Source organism: Burkholderia sp. MS389 (assembly GCF_016899425.1).
GTDB classification, from domain to species: domain Bacteria; phylum Pseudomonadota; class Gammaproteobacteria; order Burkholderiales; family Burkholderiaceae; genus Burkholderia; species Burkholderia sola.
Genome location: NZ_CP045995.1, coordinates 828,803 through 846,637 on the forward strand (window position 1 = coordinate 828,803; position 17,835 = coordinate 846,637).

The window sequence follows — 17,835 nt, forward strand, 5'->3', positions numbered from 1 at the left end:
TTACAGGGTGCGAGGGGAATCGTCCATTCGCGCTAACGGCGATGTCGACCAGCCGTCAGCGTGATCGAGCCCGCCTGCCTCTTCCGCGGCCTTACCCGTGTCACGGCGCGGCGATCAACGCCTGGACCAGATTGGCGGCCATCGGGCGCCCGAGACCGGTTACGTAGTCGTATCCGGTTGCCGCCGTGCAAAGCGTGCCGCATGCGCCGTTCGAGCCGCTGACGATGTCGCGGAAGTTCGTCGCGTAGGCGCTCGACGCGAGCCCGTACAGCACACTCTGGATCGCGCTCACCGCGTTCAGCGTCGTCTTGCCGCGCGCGATGCGCACGCTGTTCGCGATCGCGATCAACGCGGACCATTGTGGTGCGCCGGCGCTCGTGCCGCCGACGACGAACCACCCGCCCTGCCCCGCATAGCCGTACGAATCGTAGACCGCGAAGCCGGACGCCGGGTCGGCGTCATAGGCGACGTCGGGCAGGCCGCGCAGCCCGAGGCTATTCGACGGCAGTCCGAAGTTCGATTGATACGTCGGCGCCGTCTCGACGGCGCTCTGCCCGCCGCCGCTGCCGACCCACGCCGTTTCGTCGACATAGGCGCCGCTCGCATCGGTTGCGATCGACGTGCCGCCGACGCTCAGCACATACGGCGACGCGGCCGGGTAGTCGACCCCGTTGCCGCCGTCGCCGGATGCCGCGACGAACGACACGCCGTTCGCGCTGGCGAGCTGCCCGTCGAATTGCGTTTCGGCCAGGAACTCGCCGCTCCCCCAACTGATCGACACGACCTTCGCGCCGACCCCGCCCGGGGCCGGACGCGTCGCGAGTGCGACCGCGCTCATCAGGTCATCGAGCGAACTCGATGCGGCTTCGACCAGCACGATCCGCGCATTCGGTGCGATCGCGTGCGCCCACTGCACGTCCAGCGAACTCTCGAGTGCCCACAGTGCGTCCGGCGGCGGCGGACGCTTGTCCGCCGTCGCGTACACCTTCGTGAAGCAGCGCGGCGACGCGCACGGCGGCAGGCCGAACGTGCGGCTGAACAAGCGCAGATCCGCCTCGACGTTCGGATTGTCGTACGCATCGACGATGGCGATGATCTGATCGTCGCCACCGTAGCCGCGCGCCGGCAACGCGTCGAACCCGTAGAAACGGCGAATCTGCTGCGGCGACAGGCCCACAGGATTCCGTTTCGCGGCGCCATGCAGATGGAGCGGCGGCCGTGCAAACCCGCGCGGCGCTCGATGCGCGGACTGTGCGAACGACACGCCGAACATCAGCGCGATGCTCGCCGATACGGCCAGCATGCGCAGCGCACGCGCAAACGAAGCTCGCTTCATGGTGTTCCCCGTTGGCAAAGGAGCCGGCGCGCGTCAGTGCACCTTCGCGCTCGTGAACGTCAGCGACTTGCCCGAGCCCGCGATGACCAGCCAGTTGACCGGATCGGTGCTCACGACCGTCGCGCTGCCGCTTTTCACGCTCGGCAACTGGTACGTGCTCTTCGGCAACAGCCACGTCATGTCCTGCAGACTGGTCGGCTGCGTCGCGCTGAACGTCCAGCTGGTGCCGGTATCGGTCGCCGTCCAGTTCACGAGCAGACGGCGCCGGTCGAACTGCGTGAGCTGATCCATCGTGAACCACTTGAACTGGCCGGTCGTCGCCAGCGACGCGGCGTAGCCGAGAATCGTCGTGACGACGTTCGGATACCACGACGCGCCCAGCGGGTGCATGTAGATCAACCGGCTCGTGCGGTTCGCGACGACGAAATCCATCAGCGACAGATACCAGTTCTGGACGTCCGTCGTCGGCACCGCGAACTCCTGGAACTCTTCGAACGTCGCATACTTGCCGAACGGCATCACCGGAAACGCCCAGATGCCCGGATTCAGCAGCGAACCGTTGCGATACGCACGCGTTTGCGCATTGCCGGTATGGCCGGTGAAGTAGTAGCCGGAGTAGCCGTTCGATTCGAGCCAGTTCACCGCCCACGTCGGCGTATTGCCTTCCGGGGCCGCCCACTCGACGTCCGGCTTGCCCGTCACCGACTGAACCGCATTGTGGTTCAGCACCAGATACTGCGTGAACGTGCTCGCATTGGTTTCGCTCGCGTTCGCCCCCCAGTAGTCGTGCGCCCAGCCGCCGTGGCTGCCGACCTTGTGCCCGCGCTTGAGCAGGAACGCGACCAGTTGTTTCGCCTGCGTATTGTTCGTCAGGTTGATGCCGAGACCGTCGCCGATCGTCACGTCGTCAGGGCCGGCCGTCATCACGATCGAATACGGGCCGCTGTTCCAGACGCCGTAATTCTTCAGGTACTGCGCCGGCTGAATCTGATCTCGCGCACAGAAGTGCCAGTTCAGGACCATCCCGGCCTGCGCCCGCGGCTGCAGCGACAGGTGCGGCATCGACAGGATGTTCGTCGTGAAGTAATGCAGGAAGCCGTGGATCGGCATGCTGTCGGTTTGCCCGTCGAGATACGCGAGCGGCAGGTTGACGAACATCACGCCGCCGTTTCCATACGCCTGATAGCCGGCGACGAGCCCGAAGTTCGGCGACGTCAGCAGCGTCGTGCCGGTATACGTGCCTTGCGTGACGTAGCTCGGATAGGTGAGGAAGCCGTATACGTAGCCGGAGATGCCTTCGAGCACGTCGGTCGTCGCGGCGGGCGACGCGGTCGCGAACGACGTCGCGCCCTTCACCGCCGTCGATACCGGCGACAGCATCGTCGAGGTCGGCGAGTACGATCCGGATCCGACCTTTGCGCCGGCCGACACGCGCCCGAGATTCAGCGGCACGCCGGTCATGCGCCCGTTGACCGTCTTGTACGTGAAATACGCCTGATGGTTGTAACCGGCAAGCCCGCCCGGGTTCGACGGGCTCGGCTGCAGGTAGAGCAACGGGTTCGTCGTCGAGCCGGTCGATGTAGTCGACGCGGTTGAGGCCAACGCGGTCGCCGCCGTCGTCGAGCCCGGCCATGCCATCGACTTCCCCGGAGGAATCTGTAGCGCGCGCAACGTGCTGCCCATGCCGGTCACGTTGCCGAGGCCGATCATGTTCCCGCCGAGCGTGTCGTAGAGCACGTAGTTGACGCCGGCCATCGAGCTGAAACGCGATTGCCCGGCCGGATAGAATCCCGTCGCGTTCAGTACGCCGAAATCATAGACGAGCATCACGCGCCCGCCGTTCAACGCATAGCTCTGGATGGCGGTCACGAGCGTATCGTCGGCGACCGTATGCACCTGGTCAGGCAGGATGAGTCCCTGGTACTGCTGCAGCGACGTGCCGCCCTGCTTGAATTGCGTGTCGCTGATCAGCGAGATCTGCAGTCCCTCCTCCGCCGCGGAATCGAGCCATGCGGACACACGCGGGTCCGGCAACGTGAAGTTGTCCGGCAGCAGCAACAGCAACTGGTTCGACAACGCGCTCGCCCGCCCGGGTGCCAACGTCATCAGGCAAACGGAAAAGACGATCAGAAACGCTCGTAGGGTCCGGATTGGCTTGGCCGACATTTTTTCTCTCCCCGTAGGAGGTGGGATGACAGCCGATGCTCGACTCGTCACTGCGTGCGCGTTGCGCTCGTCATGATCGAGCGGTCCGCGTCCGGATCGGGGTGCGCCATCGGCTGGCGGCGCAGAGCGAACGTGCCGTGTTTCGGACGCCCCGCGACGCATGCGCGTCGATTTGTCGGACGATCAGGAGTGCATGGCGACTATCGTTCCTACCGCCCCCCGGTGAAGCGAACAACGTGCCAGTCTCGCGACTGCGTTGTCGGGACGGCCCGCGGCGATGCCGGGCATCCGGCACGGGAAAATCGCGCCAAAAACGTTACAGCGCCGATACGGCGCACGTGGCGGGTAATGAAGCGGGGCCGGGGGAACCGTCGCGATGGACGACGTGAGGCTATTCGGCGCCGCGCCGGATGGGGCTTCCGATCGCTGCCTGCGTTGTCGGGCATCGGCAAGCGCGCGGGGATTCAACGGAAAATGATTCCGCCGTGCAACACCGGCTCGGCACGCATGTGGCCGTGCCGGGCTCGCCTGCACGGCGTGCGGTTCTACCTGCGAAGCATAGGAAATTGACGACGGTTCATCGATCGATTGAAGACGAGGGACAACCCGCCACATCGAAAGACCCGTTTCACCATCCCTGTTCCCACGCGGTCAGAACCTGGAATTGACGCGCACATATGCCGACTGCGCCGACACATGGCCCGTATTGATCGTCGCATCCAGCCCGAGCGATACCGTGGTCGTCTTGGCGGCCTGCAGCGTGACGCTGGCGCCCGTGGTGAGGAACGAGCGTGGCAGATCGGTACCCGGCGCCGCGAACACGGTCCCGTCCTGGCTCTGCACCTGGACGACGCGACTGTCGCGCAGCACCTCGTGCGCATAGCCGACGCGCAGCTGGACGTCGACCGGGCGCACGGCATCGCCGAACGCCTTGGCGAGCGACACACCCACGTACGGCTGCAGGCTCCTCGCGCTGTCGGGGCCGACGTGCAGGTTCTGGCCGTTGGCGCCGTCCTCGCTGAAGCCGCTGCCGCGCACGTATGCATACCGCAGCCCGACGTGCGGCGCGAACCGGAAGCCGCCGGCCGCCATCGGCAGGCTGGCCTGCGTAGCGGCGGTGAATTCGTGGCCGAGATGGTCGCCTTCGGCGGTACCCGCGCTGCCGAATGGCCGCTTCTGCGACAGGAAATCGAGACCGTAACCGAGCGTGGCCGACAGGTTGACCGCGCCGATCGGCTGCGCGCCGTACAGCGCGACGCGCAGCGTGTCGATGGCGCCCGATGCGCCTGTCGTGTCTTCGGACAGCGCGGTGTGCGTGTAGCCGCCGGCCGCACCGACGGTGGCGTCGCCGAGCCGTCCCTGCCCGCCCGCCAGGAACCCGTACGCGTGCGTGAGGAAGCCCGGCGCGCCGCTCGTGCCGCCCACCTTGGTGCTGGAACCGCTGGCAACGGCCCACACGTTGCGGGAGCCGGACGCATCGTCCTCCGGGGCCGCCAGACGCCCGAGCAGCGTCGAACTGGCGCTCTGCGCCTGCAGCAAGGCCATCGTGCCGAGCGCCGAGTAGATCGACGTCCTGGTCGGCGCGATGATCGTCGGGCCGGCCGGCGTACCGGGCCCCGTCGGCTCGGCGAGCAGCAGGTCGACCGCGTTGGCGCCGTAGTCCACCGACGATTGCAACGCGCCGAGATTCGCGCCGGCCGTGGTGGTGCCGACGGTCGCGAAATGGCCCGTCACGCCGTTGGCCGCGCTCAGCACGGTGTAGCGGCGGGCCGTATAGGTGCCGGGATCGAACAGAACGGCCAACGTGCCGCCGAGCGTCGCGGCGCCGCCTACGCGCAGTTGCGATGCTTCCGTCGGGCTGACCTCGATCGACAGCGTGCCGCCGGCCGCCTGCGTATAGTTGCCGCCCACCGACAGCGTTCCGATCGAGCCGCCCGGTGCGACCACGCCGCTGCTGCTGACGTCGCCCGATATCGTGCCGTGGCCGCGCAACGCGCCGAGCGAATTCACCACGACGTTGCCACCCAGCACCGCGGCGGGATTCGCCGCGTCGCCGACGGCCAACGTGCCGCCCGCCACCGTCGTCGTGCCGGAGAACGCGTTGCTGACACCGTTCAGCGTCAGCATGCCCGCGCCCTGTTTGACCAGGCCGCCGGTGCCGACGAGACTGCCGCCGAAGGTTTGCGACGAGTCGTCGGACAGCGTGAGCGCACTGCCGCCCAGCACCACGCGGCTGCCTGCCACGCCGGACAGATGCGCGACCGTCTGGCTGCCGGCCGCGGACAGGTCGAGCGCGGCCACGGGGCCGGCGAGCGTGACCGCCGTGGACGATGCCAGCCGACCGGCGCCCGACAACGCGAGCGTGCCCGCGTTAACCGTCGTCGCGCCTGTATAGGTGTTCACGCCGGACAGCGTCTGCGTACCGCCCGCAACCGTCAGCCCGCCGCTGCCGCTGACGGTTCCGCCAAACGTGCCGGCCGCATTGGCGAGTGTCAGCGTGCGGCTGCCCAGCGCGACCGTGCCGCTGCCGGTGAGCGTGTTGATCGTGGCGCCGGAGGTGGTCGCCGAAATGTCCAGCGTGCCGTTGTCGACGACGCCGCTCGAGGCGGCAATGCTGCCGGCGCCGGTCAGCGCCAGCGTGCCGGCATTGACCGTGGTGGTGCCCGTGTAGGCATTCGCCGCCGACAGTGTTTGCGTACCGCCGCCGACGGTCACTCCACCGGTCCCGTTGATGGTCCCGCCGAACGTGCCGGCCGCATTGGCCAGCGTCAGCGTGCGGCTGCCCAGCGCGACCGTGCCGCTGCCGGTGAGCGCATTGATCGTCGCGCCGGTGGTGGTCCCCGAGATATCGAACGTGCCGTTATTGACGACACCGCTGGACGCGGCGACGCTGCCCGAACCGGTCAACGCCAGCGTACCGGCGTTGATCGACGTTGCACCGGTAAAGCCGTTGGCGCCGGATAGCGTTTGCGTGCCGCCCGCCACGGTGAGCCCACCCGTGCCGCCAATGGCGCCGCTGAACGTGCCGGCTGCATTGGCCAGCGTCAGCGTGCGGTCACCCAGCGCAACCGTGCCCGTCCCGGTCAGCGCATTGATCGTCGCCCCCGCGGTCGTCCCCGAGATATCGAACGTGCCGTTGTTGACGACGCCGCTGGACGCGGCGACGCTGCCCGAACCGGTCAACGCCAGCGTACCGGCGTTGATCGACGTTGCACCGGTAAAGCCGTTGGCGCCCGACAGCGTTTGCGTACCGCCCGCAACCGTCAGCCCGCCCGTGCCGCCAATCGCGCCGCTGAACGTACCGGCCGCATTGGCCAGCGTCAGCGTGCGGTCGCCCAGCGCAACCGTGCCCGTGCCGGTCAGCGCATTGATCGTCGCCCCCGCGGTCGTCCCCGAGATATCGAACGTGCCGTTCGCGACGACTCCGCTGGAAGCAGCAATGCTGCCCGCGCCGATCAGCGCGAGCGTGCCGGCGTTGATGGTGGTGCTCCCCGCATAGCCGGCGACGCCGGATATCGCGAGCGTGCCGGTCCCCGCCTGCATGAGGCTGCCCGTCCCGCTGATCGTGCCGCCATACGACACCGTGTCGCTGCGGTTGAACGCCAACGTGCCGTTGTTGACGATGTCGCCGGCGACGGAGCCCGTGGTCCCGCCGCTGCCGATCTGCAGCGTGCCGGCGGTGATCGTGGTGCCGCCGGTATAGGTGTTGTCTCCCGTCAGCATGATCGTTCGGCCACCGCGCACAGCGACGTTGCCCGCCCCGGATATCACGCCTGACACCACGAGGTCGGTCGTGGTGGAATCGAAGGTCACGCGGGACGCGGCATCGCCGAGCGTGACCTGGTTGGACAACGAGAGCCCCGCGGAGCCCGCGGTGATGGTGGTCGTCGCCCCGGCCGTCACCTCGAGGTTACCGACGATGTTGGACCCGGTGACCAACTGCAGCGTATTGTTCGCGCCGTTGAACCGGATGGCTGATGCGCGCGTCACGCCGTCCGCGTACAAGCCGCCCGCGATCGTGCCGCCGTTGACGACGACATCGCGGCCATTGGCGATGACACCGGCACCGGCAGCCCCGCCGTTGCCGGCGCCGCCGGTGATCGTGCCGACGTTGGTCAGCACGGTGAAGTCGCTAGCCAGGTTGACGCCCGCGCCGCTGGCGCCGGCCGTGCTTGCGCCGCCGCCGCTGACGCCGCCCACGCCACCGACGACGGTCCCGAGATTGGTTACCTGCGAACCGGGGCCCAAGGTCAGCAGCCCGTCGCCGCCCCCGCCTCCGCCGCCCGGGTTTCCGCCGCCGCCCCCGGTGCCGCCGTTTCCGCCGACGAGCGTCCCCTGGTTCATCACGTCGGCCGCCGGCGTCACCATGACCAGCCCACCGCCTCCGCCCCCGCCACCGCCGCCGTTCGACGCAGGCCCCGACGTGCCGGCACCGCCATTCCCGCCGCTGCCGCCCTGCACGGTCACGCCGTTGCTGACGGTCACGCTGGTGCCGGTCGAATACACGCCCGCGCCACCGCCGCCCGCGCCACCGGCAAAATTGAATCCGTCGAAGGCCTGACCTGCGCCGCCTTGCGCGTTCGCGTTGACCACCGCATCGCCGGCAAGCACCACCGCGGGTGCACCGCCGACGCCGCCCTGCCCGCTGTCGTTCGTCGCGCCGGTGCCGCCGGTCCCGCCCGACGTGGGGCCGCCGGGAACCTGGACCGTGGCGGAGCCGCCGCCCAACGTGGAGGAACCCCCGCCACCGCCGTTACCGCTGCCGCCGTTGCCGCTTCGGTCCGGGATGCCGGCGCCGCCGGGGGCGCTGCAATTCGCGATGGTGCCGGAAGAGCACGTGACGGCCCAACCCGGGACGGCCGCGCCGGCCAGGCCGAGCGACACGCCGATCGAAACGACGGAAGCGATGGAAGCGCAGCGGCGCGCGGGCGTGGCGCCATGACCGGCGTCGACTCCGCCGTGTGATGCCCTCGTGTGTTCGGATACCACTTGCGGAGCACGCAAGCTACGGCTCCAGACCAGCCGATAGACCCGGTTCATGTCGATCCCCTCGGTGCATAGACCCATGGGCCTGGCGCTGGTCACGAAGAGGCTGTACCGGTGGCGCGACGGACCCGTCGTTGTTGTCTTTCTATGGCGCGCCGGTCCGCGGATACTGATTGTGTTGGCTCATCGGTCGGGGCGCATGCGCGCGCAATATAACACCTGCCGCGAACACACATCCAGCGCTGTCGCGGGGCCGCCACTGTCCAAGGGCGAGAGGAAGATAAAGCACGGCCGACTACCCCTCGCGATCGAGCCGGGCAACCATGCTTGACTTGCATCATCATCGCTTCGTCGCGGCCTTCGCGTCACGCTCGCGTCAAACGCGGCCGCGCTCGCTGCCCCCGTCGATATGCCGTCGGCGCAGGTCCGGACATGCGCTCGAACGCGTGACTGCATGCGCTTTCGGTCGATGTTCGATGCATCCGCGCGCATACGCGGCGGAGCAACGATCTCGCCACACGCTACGCGATGAGGAATTCGTCGCCGTGTTGCCCGATACCGGCGAACGAGGTGCCGCCAAGTTGGCGATCGCCTCCGAAAAGTCGCCACCGCGTCCCTACCGCGCCAGAACCCGCTCCACCAACTTCACGAAATAACTCGCGCCCACCGGCAACAACGCATCGTTGAAGTCGTAGCTGGCGTTATGCAGCAGGCAAGGCCCGCCGCCATGCCCATGCACGCGATGATCGCCCGCCCCGTTCCCGAGGAATGCATAGCAACCCGGCTTCTCGCGCAGCATGAACGAGAAATCCTCCGCCGCCATGGTCGGATCGACGGCTGCGTTCACATGCGCGTCGCCCACCAGCTCGCGCATCACCGTCACCGCCACCGCCGTCTGCCCGGCGTCGTTCACGGTGGCCGGATACTGGCGCTGGAAATCCACCTCGCTCTCGCAATCGAAGGCCGCGGCCGTCGCGGCCGCCACGGCGCGCATGCGCGTCTCGATCAGGTCGAGCGTCGCCTCGGAGAAGGTCCGCACCGTGCCGCCGAGCCACGCATCGGTCGGCACCACGTTCATCGCCTCGCCCGCATGCACCTGCGTGACCGACAGCACCGCGCCGTCGATCGGATTGCGGTTGCGCGTGACGATGCCCTGCAGGGCGCTCAGCACCTGTCCCGCCGCGAACACCGGATCGCGGCCCAGGTGCGGCATGGCCGCGTGGCAGCCGGCGCCGCGCAAGTCGATCCGGAACAGACTGGTCGACGCCATCAGCGGCCCCGGCCGCACCGCGAAATCGCCGGCCGCGATGCCGGGCCAGTTGTGCAGCCCGAACACGGCATCCACCGGAAAACGCTCGAACAGGCCGTCCTCGATCATCGCGCGCGCGCCGCCGCCCGCCTCCTCGGCCGGCTGGAAGAACAACTGCACGGTGCCGTCGAACTCGCCATGCCGCGCCAGATGGCGCGCGGCCCCCAGCAGCATCGCGGTATGCCCGTCGTGGCCGCACGCATGCATCGCGCCGGGCACCGTCGAACGATGCGCGAAGGTGTTGGCCTCGTGCACGGGCAGCGCATCCATGTCGGCGCGCAGGCCGATCGCGCGCGCGCTGCCGCCGCGCTTCAAGGTGCCGACCACGCCGGTGCGGCCGACGCCGCGCGTGACGGCGTAACCCCATTGCTCGAGCCGCTCGGCGACGAGTTCGGCGGTGCGGAACACGTCGTAGCCCACCTCGGGATGGGCATGGATATCGCGGCGAATCGCCGTCAGTTCGTCGGCGTACGCGACGATGGAATCGATCAGTGTCATGCGGAAGGAAGCGCTCTTGTCGGTCGTCGCGTCGCGGCACGGCGGCGGGCCGCGCCGCGACGCATCGGATCAGATATGGAACAGCTGCGCCACCAGGGTCGCGCCGATGAAGGTGCCGGCATTGGCCACGAAGGACACCAGCACGATGCGCCAGCCGAGCCGGCGGAAGGCCGGGATGTCCTTGGCGATCGACAGCCCCGCGAACACCAGCATCGGCGTGGTCACGCCGAGGAAATCGTTGTGCGAGCTGAGCGCGGCGATCTGCGATGCCCACGGGGACCACGGCGAGGTCAGGAACATCGCCACCACCGATACCCAGCAGACCGCCGGAATCCGCCGCCCCGTCACACGCGCCAGCGCATCGCCGACGATCGTCGCGCACACCATGATCGCGATGCCCGGCAGTCCCGCCAGCGGGGTGGTGCCGTGGGCGATCCAGTCGCACACCAGCGCCATCGCGGCCGTCACGATCCAGGCCAGCAGCTTGCCGCCGTAGCCGAGCGCGGGCGCCTCGGTCCGCACGTCGCCCAGCGACGGGCTGGCCGCCTCGGGCTGCGCCGATGCCTTGGTGGTGCGTCCGATCAGCGGCTCCAGCACGCGATAGCCCCAGACCGCGAGCGGCAGCGAGATGAACAGCGTGAAGTAGGTACCGATGGTGGTGGTGATCAGGTTGCTGGCCGCGGCGAACGCGAGCACCGATTTCGCCGTCTCCGGGTCCTGCTGCGCGGCGATCGCGCCCGACGCGGCCGCCATCATGCTGCCCGAGCCGACGCCCGAGCCCATCGCCAGCGCGAGTGGATCGAAGATGCCGAGGCTGCTCACGAAACCCGCGAATACGGCGATGAACACCGCGCCGAACACTGTGCCGGTCAGGTACTCGGCCAGCACGCCGCGGCCTTCGGCCGAATCCATCCCGTACTTCTCGCCGATGATCGCGAGGCTCGGCTCGCGGCCCACCGAGAAGGTCGCGCCAATCGCCTCGCGCTTGATGCCGAGCAGCAACGCAAGCGGCAGGCCGAGCAGGATGGTGCCGACGAAGTGGCCGAATTCCTGGAAGGCCAGCGCCCAGCCCGCGGACGCCAGCTTGGGCAGCGCGCTGCCCACCATCAACCCGAGCTTGGAGACGAACAGCAACAGCGCCGGCTGCAGGATCGCGGCCGCGAAAAACTGGTCGGGCACGCTCAGGCGCGCGCTGCTGTTCCAGCGCGCGCTGGCCAGTCCGACCGCGGCGCCGAGCAGCAGCGCCCAGATCATCGGCAGCAGCACGACCTTGCCCGGTCCGAGCTTGAACGTGAACGAACCGATCCATTCGGCGACCAGCAGGATGCCGGCCGCGTAAAGCAGGACCTTGGCGGTGGCCGCGCCGCCCAGCTCGCGGCGCTCGATACCCAGTGCGTGTTCCATGACGAGTCTCCCCTTGAAGCCCGGCTGCCGTCGCATGCGGGCCGGTGATTACAAATAACCGAACGCGGTGGGCGGCGCTTCGGCCGTCTCGACCCACACGCTCTTGGTCTGCGTGTATTCGTACAGCGCCTCGACCCCGCTCGAGCGGCCGTAGCCGCTCATGCCGTAGCCGCCGAACGGGGAAGCCACGTTGATGGTCTTGTAGCCGTTGACCCAGAAGGTGCCGGCATTCACCTGCGCGGCCACGCGATGCGCACGCGCCACGTCGGTAGTCCAGGCCGCGCCGGCCAGGCCGAAGTCGGTGTCGTTGGCGATCGCGATCGCCTCCTCCTCGGTGTCGAACGGGATGGCCGCCACCACCGGCCCGAAGATCTCGGTGCGCGCCACGTCCATCGCGTTCGACACGCCGGCCAGCACGGTGGGCGCCACGAAGTAGCCGCCGCGGCCTTCCCCGACGCGCTCGGCCGAGCCGCTGGCAAGCGTGGCGCCCGCCGCCACGCCGCGCGCGATCATCGACATCACGTGGTCGTACTGCTTGCGATTGTTGATCGGGCCCACCTCGGTCGCCTCGTCGAGCGGTGCGCCGACACGGATCTTCTTCGCGCCGGCCGCCACCATCGCGACGAATTCGTCGTAGACGGCGCGCTGCACCAGCAGACGCGAGCCGGCCACGCAGCTCTGGCCCGCGCCGGCGAAGATCGCCGCCTGGGCGGTCAGCGCGGCGCGCTTGAGGTCGGCATCGGCGAACACGATATTGGCCGACTTGCCGCCCAGCTCCAGCACACAGGGCAGCACGCGGCGCGCGGCGGCCTCGGCGATGCGCGCGCCGGTGGCCGGCGAACCGACGAACACCACTTTGCTGACCACGCGATGCGCGATCGCGGCCTGCCCGGCGGTGTGGCCGAAGCCGGCCAGCACGTTGACCAGGCCGCGCGGCAGCCCCGCACGCTCGCCGAGTCTGGCGACCGCCAGCGACGTGAAGGGCGTCAGCTCCGAGGGCTTGAGCAGCACGCCGTTGCCCATCGCCACCGCGGGCGCCACCTGCCAGCCGCAAGTGAACACCGGCGCATTCCACGGCGTGATCTGCAGCACCACGCCGGCCGGCTCGCGGCGCGTGTAGTTGAGGTGCGAGGTCGGCACCGGGATCACGCTGCCGTAGAACTTGTCGGTCCAGCCCGCGTAGTACTCGAACATCTCGGCGACCTTCGCCACCTCGCCCCGGCAGTCGCGGATCGGCTTGCCCGAGCCTAGCGCCTCCAGCCGCGCGATCGCCTCGGCCTCGGCGCGGATCGCGCGCGCCACCTCCTGCATCACGCGACCGCGCGCGGCATGCGTGAGCGCCCACCATTCGCGCTGCGCGCGGCGCGCGCTTTCGGCGGCATGGTCGACCACGGCTGCGCCGGCGTCGCGATAGGCGAGCGTGGCCTCGCCCGTCGCCGCATCGTCAAGCTGGATCGTGTCGCCCTGGCCGGCGACGAGTTCGCCGTCGATATACGAGCCGATCGTGGCGGCACCGGGGAAAAAATGGGCGAAGGCGGCAAGCAACTGGTCTGCGTGCTGGGTCATGTCGGGTTTCCGTATAGGTGGGTCGAGCGGAATCGTGGCGCGGGCTGCCCGGCCTCAGGCAGGATCGACGAAGTCGACGATGCGGTTGAAGTCCTCGCCGTCGGCGACGGAACCCTCGCTCGCGGCCCACACGCGCGCGGCCTCGCGCGCCACCGGCGCGACGCTGTCGAACTGGTCGAGCAGGCCCAGCGCGAGCCGCACGTCCTTGCGCATCAGCTTCATCGTGAAACCGGAATCGAACTTGCCGTTGAAGATCCAGGTCGGGTAGTTGGTCAGCGTCGCGCTGTTGCGGCCGGAGCCGCCGTTGAGCGCGTCGACCAGCTTTTCCGGATCGACGCCGGCCGCGCGCGCGGTGCGCACCGCCTCGCTGGCGACCAGCAAGTGCACGCCCGTCAGCAGATTGTTGAGCAGCTTGGTGACGTGGCCGGCGCCCACCGGGCCCACATGCACGCGCTTGGCGCTGATCGCCGCGAGGATCGGCTCGATGGCCGCGATATCGCTGTCCGAGCCGCCCAGCACCATCGTCATGGTGGCGGTGGCCGCGCCCTTCGGGCCGCCGCTCACCGGGCCGTCGACGAAGCCGATGCCGCGCTCGGCCAGGGCTGCCGCCACGCGCCGCGTGCTGTCCGGATCGGCCGTGGTGGTGTCGATCACGATGCTGCCCGGCTTTGCGTTCTCGAGCACGCCACCCGCGCCCAGCACCACCGCCTCGACCACCGCCGAGGTCGGCAGCGACAGCAGCAGCACGTCGGCGTCGCGCGCGATCCCGGCCACCGAATCGCGCGCCGACAGCACTTCCTGCCCGGCCAGCGCGAGCGCCACGCCGGGCGCCGCGTCGTAGCCGAGCACCGTGTAGCCGCCGCGCCGCAGCGAACCCGCCATGCCGCGCCCCATGTTGCCCAGACCGATCACGCCCACCGTTTTCATCCGACGACTCCCGATAGCTGTTGGTTCGAGGCCGGCGCATCAGCTTGCACCCGCCTTGCATGGCAACGATGTTCGGTCCGGCGACCCGTATAATCAATCAACGCCAATATTGATATTGTTCTCTTTTTTAGAACACCCGAATCATGAGCGATACCCTGACCGACAGCCGGATCGTCTATTTCTACGAGGCCGTGCGCTGCGGCACGATTCGCGCCGCGGCGGACTGGCTCGACGTGGCGCCGTCGGCCGTGAGCCGCCAGATCGGGCTGCTGGAGAAGGAGCTCGACGCCACCCTGGTGGAGCGCCACGCGCGCGGCGTGACGCCCACCGAGGCGGGACACTGCGTGATCGAGTATTTCCGCGAGCAGCTCGCGCACCGCGACGACCTGATCTCGCGCCTGCAGGAGCTGCGCGGGCTGAAGACGGGCCAGGTCAGCCTGGTGCTCGGCGAGGGCTTCGTGTCGGACCTGCTGGCCGGGCCCATGCAGCAGTTCTGCCGGCAGTTCCCCGGGATCCGCGTCAACCTCGACGTGGGCAGCACCAACGACGTGATCCGCAAGATCTCGAACGACGAGGGCGAGATCGGCCTGGTCTACAACCCGCCCGCCGAGCCCAAGCTGGTGTCGCGCGCGTCGAAGCGACAGCCGATGATGGCGATCGTCGGCCCCGACTTCCCGCGCCGCAGCCACAAGGTGCTGACGGTGCAGCAGCTCGCCACCTACCCGCTGGCGGCCACTCACCCGTCCTACGGTACGCGGCAAATGATGGAAGCCGTGGAATACGCGGAGCGCGTGCGGCTCACGCCGGTCGTCACCACCAACTCCTTCGCGATCCTGAAGGAGTTCGTGAAATCGGGGCTCGGCATCGCGGTGATGCCGGCGTTCGCGGTGACGGCCGAACTGCAGGCCAGGGAGTTGTTCGCGATCGACATCGCGCATCCGATCCTCGAGAACGCCGAGGCGCACATGGTCACGCGCGTGGGACGCAAGCTGTCGGTGGCCGCGAACAAGATGCTGCAGATGATGACGGGGCAGATGCGGGCGTTTCGTTAGCGGGGGGCTGGCCCGACTCCTCCTCGCGACGCCTGACCACCCCTGTCGGAAACGCGGGTTTTCGCCGCTGGCGATCCGGACCGGACTTTTTTCAAGAATTCGACGCGTCTGCCGTTATCTCGGTATTCCCTCAACCTTTCCTCGTCGTGGCGGGGACTCGCCTTGGCGTCGGCAATGACAGTCGATCTAGCTACCCTCTACCTGCTGGCGATCGGAACGTTGCTTGCCAGTTCCGCCATGACGTACTGGGAACATATTTCACATCCCAAGCGCGGCAACGAACTGCGAATGCTGGCGATTGGATATGCGGCACTCGGTGGCGGCTGCGCACTCGCGACATTTCGGCGCGAACTGCTGGGCGCCGCTGGCGCCGCCGTGAGCAACCTCGTGATTCTGGGTGGCTATCTGCTGGTTCTGCACGCCGTGGCAATGTTCAATGGCCGACGGTATGTCAAAAGCTCAACGGGTTTGCTTCTCTTGATGGGGCTGACATGGACAGCCTCTACAGCGTCCTCTCAGACGGTCATCTGGCTCTATGTCAGCGCAATCCCGATCGCGCTCGTCTCCGCCATGACGGCCTTCGAGCTCACGCGACGCGATGGCATTCCAGCGGTTCAATCCCGACGCGTCGCGGTGGCGGTGACGGGAATCCACGCCCTGTTCTATGCCACCAGAGCATTCGCCCTGCCATGGCTGATCTCGGTCTTTGGAGCCGGCGCACAATCGATTGCCAGCAAAATCACCATGTACGAAGGGGTCCTTTATTCCGTTATTTTGCCGATGACGTTGCTCCGCCTGACACGGGAAGAAATTCATGGCGAGCTCTTGCAGGAGTCCCGTACCGATTACTTGACTCGCCTGGGGAATCGCCGGCTGTTTTTCGAAGAGGGAGACCGGGTTATCCACGAGCACGGGATACGTCGGCTACCTGTCGCTCTCCTTGCATTTGATCTCGATCAATTCAAGAGAATTAACGATCGCTTCGGGCACCAAACCGGCGACGAGGTATTGAAGTCATTCGCGGATACGGTTCGATCCGTTGTCGACGCAGAGACGAGCGTGGTTCTCGCGCGCATCGGCGGCGAAGAATTCGCTGCGCTGCTGCCAGGTTACGACACCCACCGCGCAAGAACGGTGGCAGAGACCATCGCAAACCGGTTCGCGGCGATATCGCATGGCACTGACGGCAATCGCATTCGCGCTACCGTAAGCATTGGCCTGGCCGAGTCGGATCATGAGACGGCTTCGCTTACCCACTTGCTCTCGGTTGCCGACCAGGCACTGTATCGAGCAAAATCGCTCGGCGGAAATCGTCTCGTCCACGCAACGGGCGAACACACCGGACATGCAGCAGTGTTTTGAAAGAATGGAGCCCTTGCGGCCCGACTCCGGATATCGTTGCAGGCCAGGATGGCTATATCCGGCAATTCAGCTGAAATAAAAACAGTCAATCCATTGAGTTATCAAAACTCAAAACGCCCTCAAACATCCGGATCCGGAATCCGCGCCGACTGAATCACCACCAGCGTGTCGCCCGCCTCGATCCTGCACGGCGGATCCTCGTAAAACGAATAAATCTTCCCGCAGCGATCGAGCCCGATCACGATCGCGCCCGGCACGATGTTCGTCAGGCAGCCGATTTCATGCGGCAACGCCTCGCGCTCCAGCAGCGTCGCGCGCCCGCGCGTCGACAGCATGTCGTTGACGAACGGCACGATGTAGCGGCTATGGACCGCATCCGCCAGCAGCAGCGCGCCGATCTTCGTCGACGATACGATCACATCCGCGCCGGCCTGCCGCAGTTGCCGCTGGTACAGGTTCTCCTGGATCCGCACGACGATCTTCGTATCGGGCGCGATGCTGCGCACCGACAGCGTCAGCAGGATCGCGGTCGGATCGTCGGTCACCGAAATGATCACGGCCTTCGCCGCGCGCACCTGCGCCTGCTGCAGCAGATCCTCGTGCGCCGGATCGCCGAGCAATCCGGTCACGCCGAGCGACGTCGCCGCCTCGAGAGCTTGCTGCTGCGAATCGATCACGATCACCGTCGCCGGATCGACGCCGCTTTCCAGCAGCTCGCGCACCGCGATCGACCCCGACAGGCCATAACCGCACACGACGATGTGATCGGACAGTTGCTTCTGCAGGCGTTTCATGCGGAATTCCTCGATGACGCGCTGGATCACGAACTGATACGCCGTGCCCAGGAAAATGAACCAGATGCCGATGCGGATCGGCACGATGAAGAACGCATCGAGCAGGCGCGCCCGCGCCGTGACGGGCACGATATCGCCGTAGCCGACCGTCGCGACCGTGACCATCGTGAAGTACACGAGATCGGCGACCGTCATCGGCGTGCTCTTGGTCGAATCGCGCAGGCCGTCGCGATCGAGATACAGCACGAGGAACGCAAGCATGCACAACAGCACGACCGCGCCGAGACGGAACAGCAGCGTGCGCCGCGGCGACGTCGCGGGGCGTGTGAACAACGTGCGCGCACGCGGCGCCTGCCACGGATTGCGGGCGCGACGCAGGCGCATGCGCAACGAGCGGCGCTGATCGGATGGCGTGGCCAACGGGGAATCTCCTGA

The 17,835-nt window shown here is 67.7% G+C and carries 10 protein-coding genes; 2 read left to right on the forward strand and 8 right to left on the reverse strand.

Annotated features, from left to right (window positions below):
• Positions 1-100: 100 nt before the first annotated feature.
• The 7 genes from GJG85_RS20120 to GJG85_RS20150 form a co-directional block, all read right to left on the reverse strand.
• Positions 101-1,336 (reverse strand): S53 family peptidase, encoded by a 1,236-nt coding sequence (locus tag GJG85_RS20120; protein WP_050011870.1) that lies wholly within the window; start codon positions 1,334-1,336, stop codon positions 101-103.
• Positions 1,337-1,369: 33 nt separating this feature from the next.
• Positions 1,370-3,502 carry a polysaccharide deacetylase family protein gene (locus GJG85_RS20125; RefSeq protein ID WP_124631048.1) on the reverse strand — a complete coding sequence of 711 codons (2,133 nt, stop codon included), beginning with the start codon at positions 3,500-3,502 and terminating at the stop codon, positions 1,370-1,372.
• Positions 3,503-4,153: 651 nt separating this feature from the next.
• Positions 4,154-8,542: an autotransporter domain-containing protein gene (locus tag GJG85_RS20130; RefSeq protein ID WP_204384317.1), complete on the reverse strand. Its 4,389-nt coding sequence runs from the start codon at positions 8,540-8,542 to the stop codon at positions 4,154-4,156.
• A gap of 562 nt (positions 8,543-9,104) precedes the next feature.
• Entirely contained in the window at positions 9,105-10,295 is a 1,191-nt protein-coding gene (locus GJG85_RS20135) for a M20 aminoacylase family protein (RefSeq protein ID WP_124592887.1), read from the reverse strand.
• Positions 10,296-10,364: 69 nt separating this feature from the next.
• Complete coding sequence (locus GJG85_RS20140; RefSeq protein ID WP_050011874.1) at positions 10,365-11,699, reverse strand: DUF3100 domain-containing protein; 1,335 nt, start codon at positions 11,697-11,699, stop codon at positions 10,365-10,367.
• Between the two features lie 48 nt (positions 11,700-11,747).
• Positions 11,748-13,265, reverse strand: coding sequence for an aldehyde dehydrogenase family protein (locus GJG85_RS20145; RefSeq protein WP_050011875.1), 1,518 nt, complete (start codon positions 13,263-13,265; stop codon positions 11,748-11,750).
• A gap of 54 nt (positions 13,266-13,319) precedes the next feature.
• The gene (locus GJG85_RS20150) at positions 13,320-14,192 is read right to left on the reverse strand and encodes an NAD(P)-dependent oxidoreductase (protein ID WP_050011876.1); all 873 of its coding nucleotides are present in this window, start codon (positions 14,190-14,192) and stop codon (positions 13,320-13,322) included.
• 143 nt (positions 14,193-14,335) lie between these two features.
• On the opposite strand from GJG85_RS20150, the gene GJG85_RS20155 reads away from it, so the two are divergent.
• Both GJG85_RS20155 and GJG85_RS20160 read left to right on the forward strand, forming a co-directional pair.
• Positions 14,336-15,244 carry a LysR family transcriptional regulator gene (locus GJG85_RS20155; protein ID WP_050011877.1) on the forward strand — a complete coding sequence of 303 codons (909 nt, stop codon included), beginning with the start codon at positions 14,336-14,338 and terminating at the stop codon, positions 15,242-15,244.
• 174 nt (positions 15,245-15,418) lie between these two features.
• Positions 15,419-16,606 (forward strand): GGDEF domain-containing protein, encoded by a 1,188-nt coding sequence (locus tag GJG85_RS20160; protein WP_089489474.1) that lies wholly within the window; start codon positions 15,419-15,421, stop codon positions 16,604-16,606.
• A gap of 119 nt (positions 16,607-16,725) precedes the next feature.
• Here GJG85_RS20160 and GJG85_RS20165 read toward each other — a convergent pair whose 3' ends face one another.
• Entirely contained in the window at positions 16,726-17,820 is a 1,095-nt protein-coding gene (locus GJG85_RS20165; protein ID WP_089489475.1) for a potassium channel protein, read from the reverse strand.
• Positions 17,821-17,835: the final 15 nt, after the last annotated feature.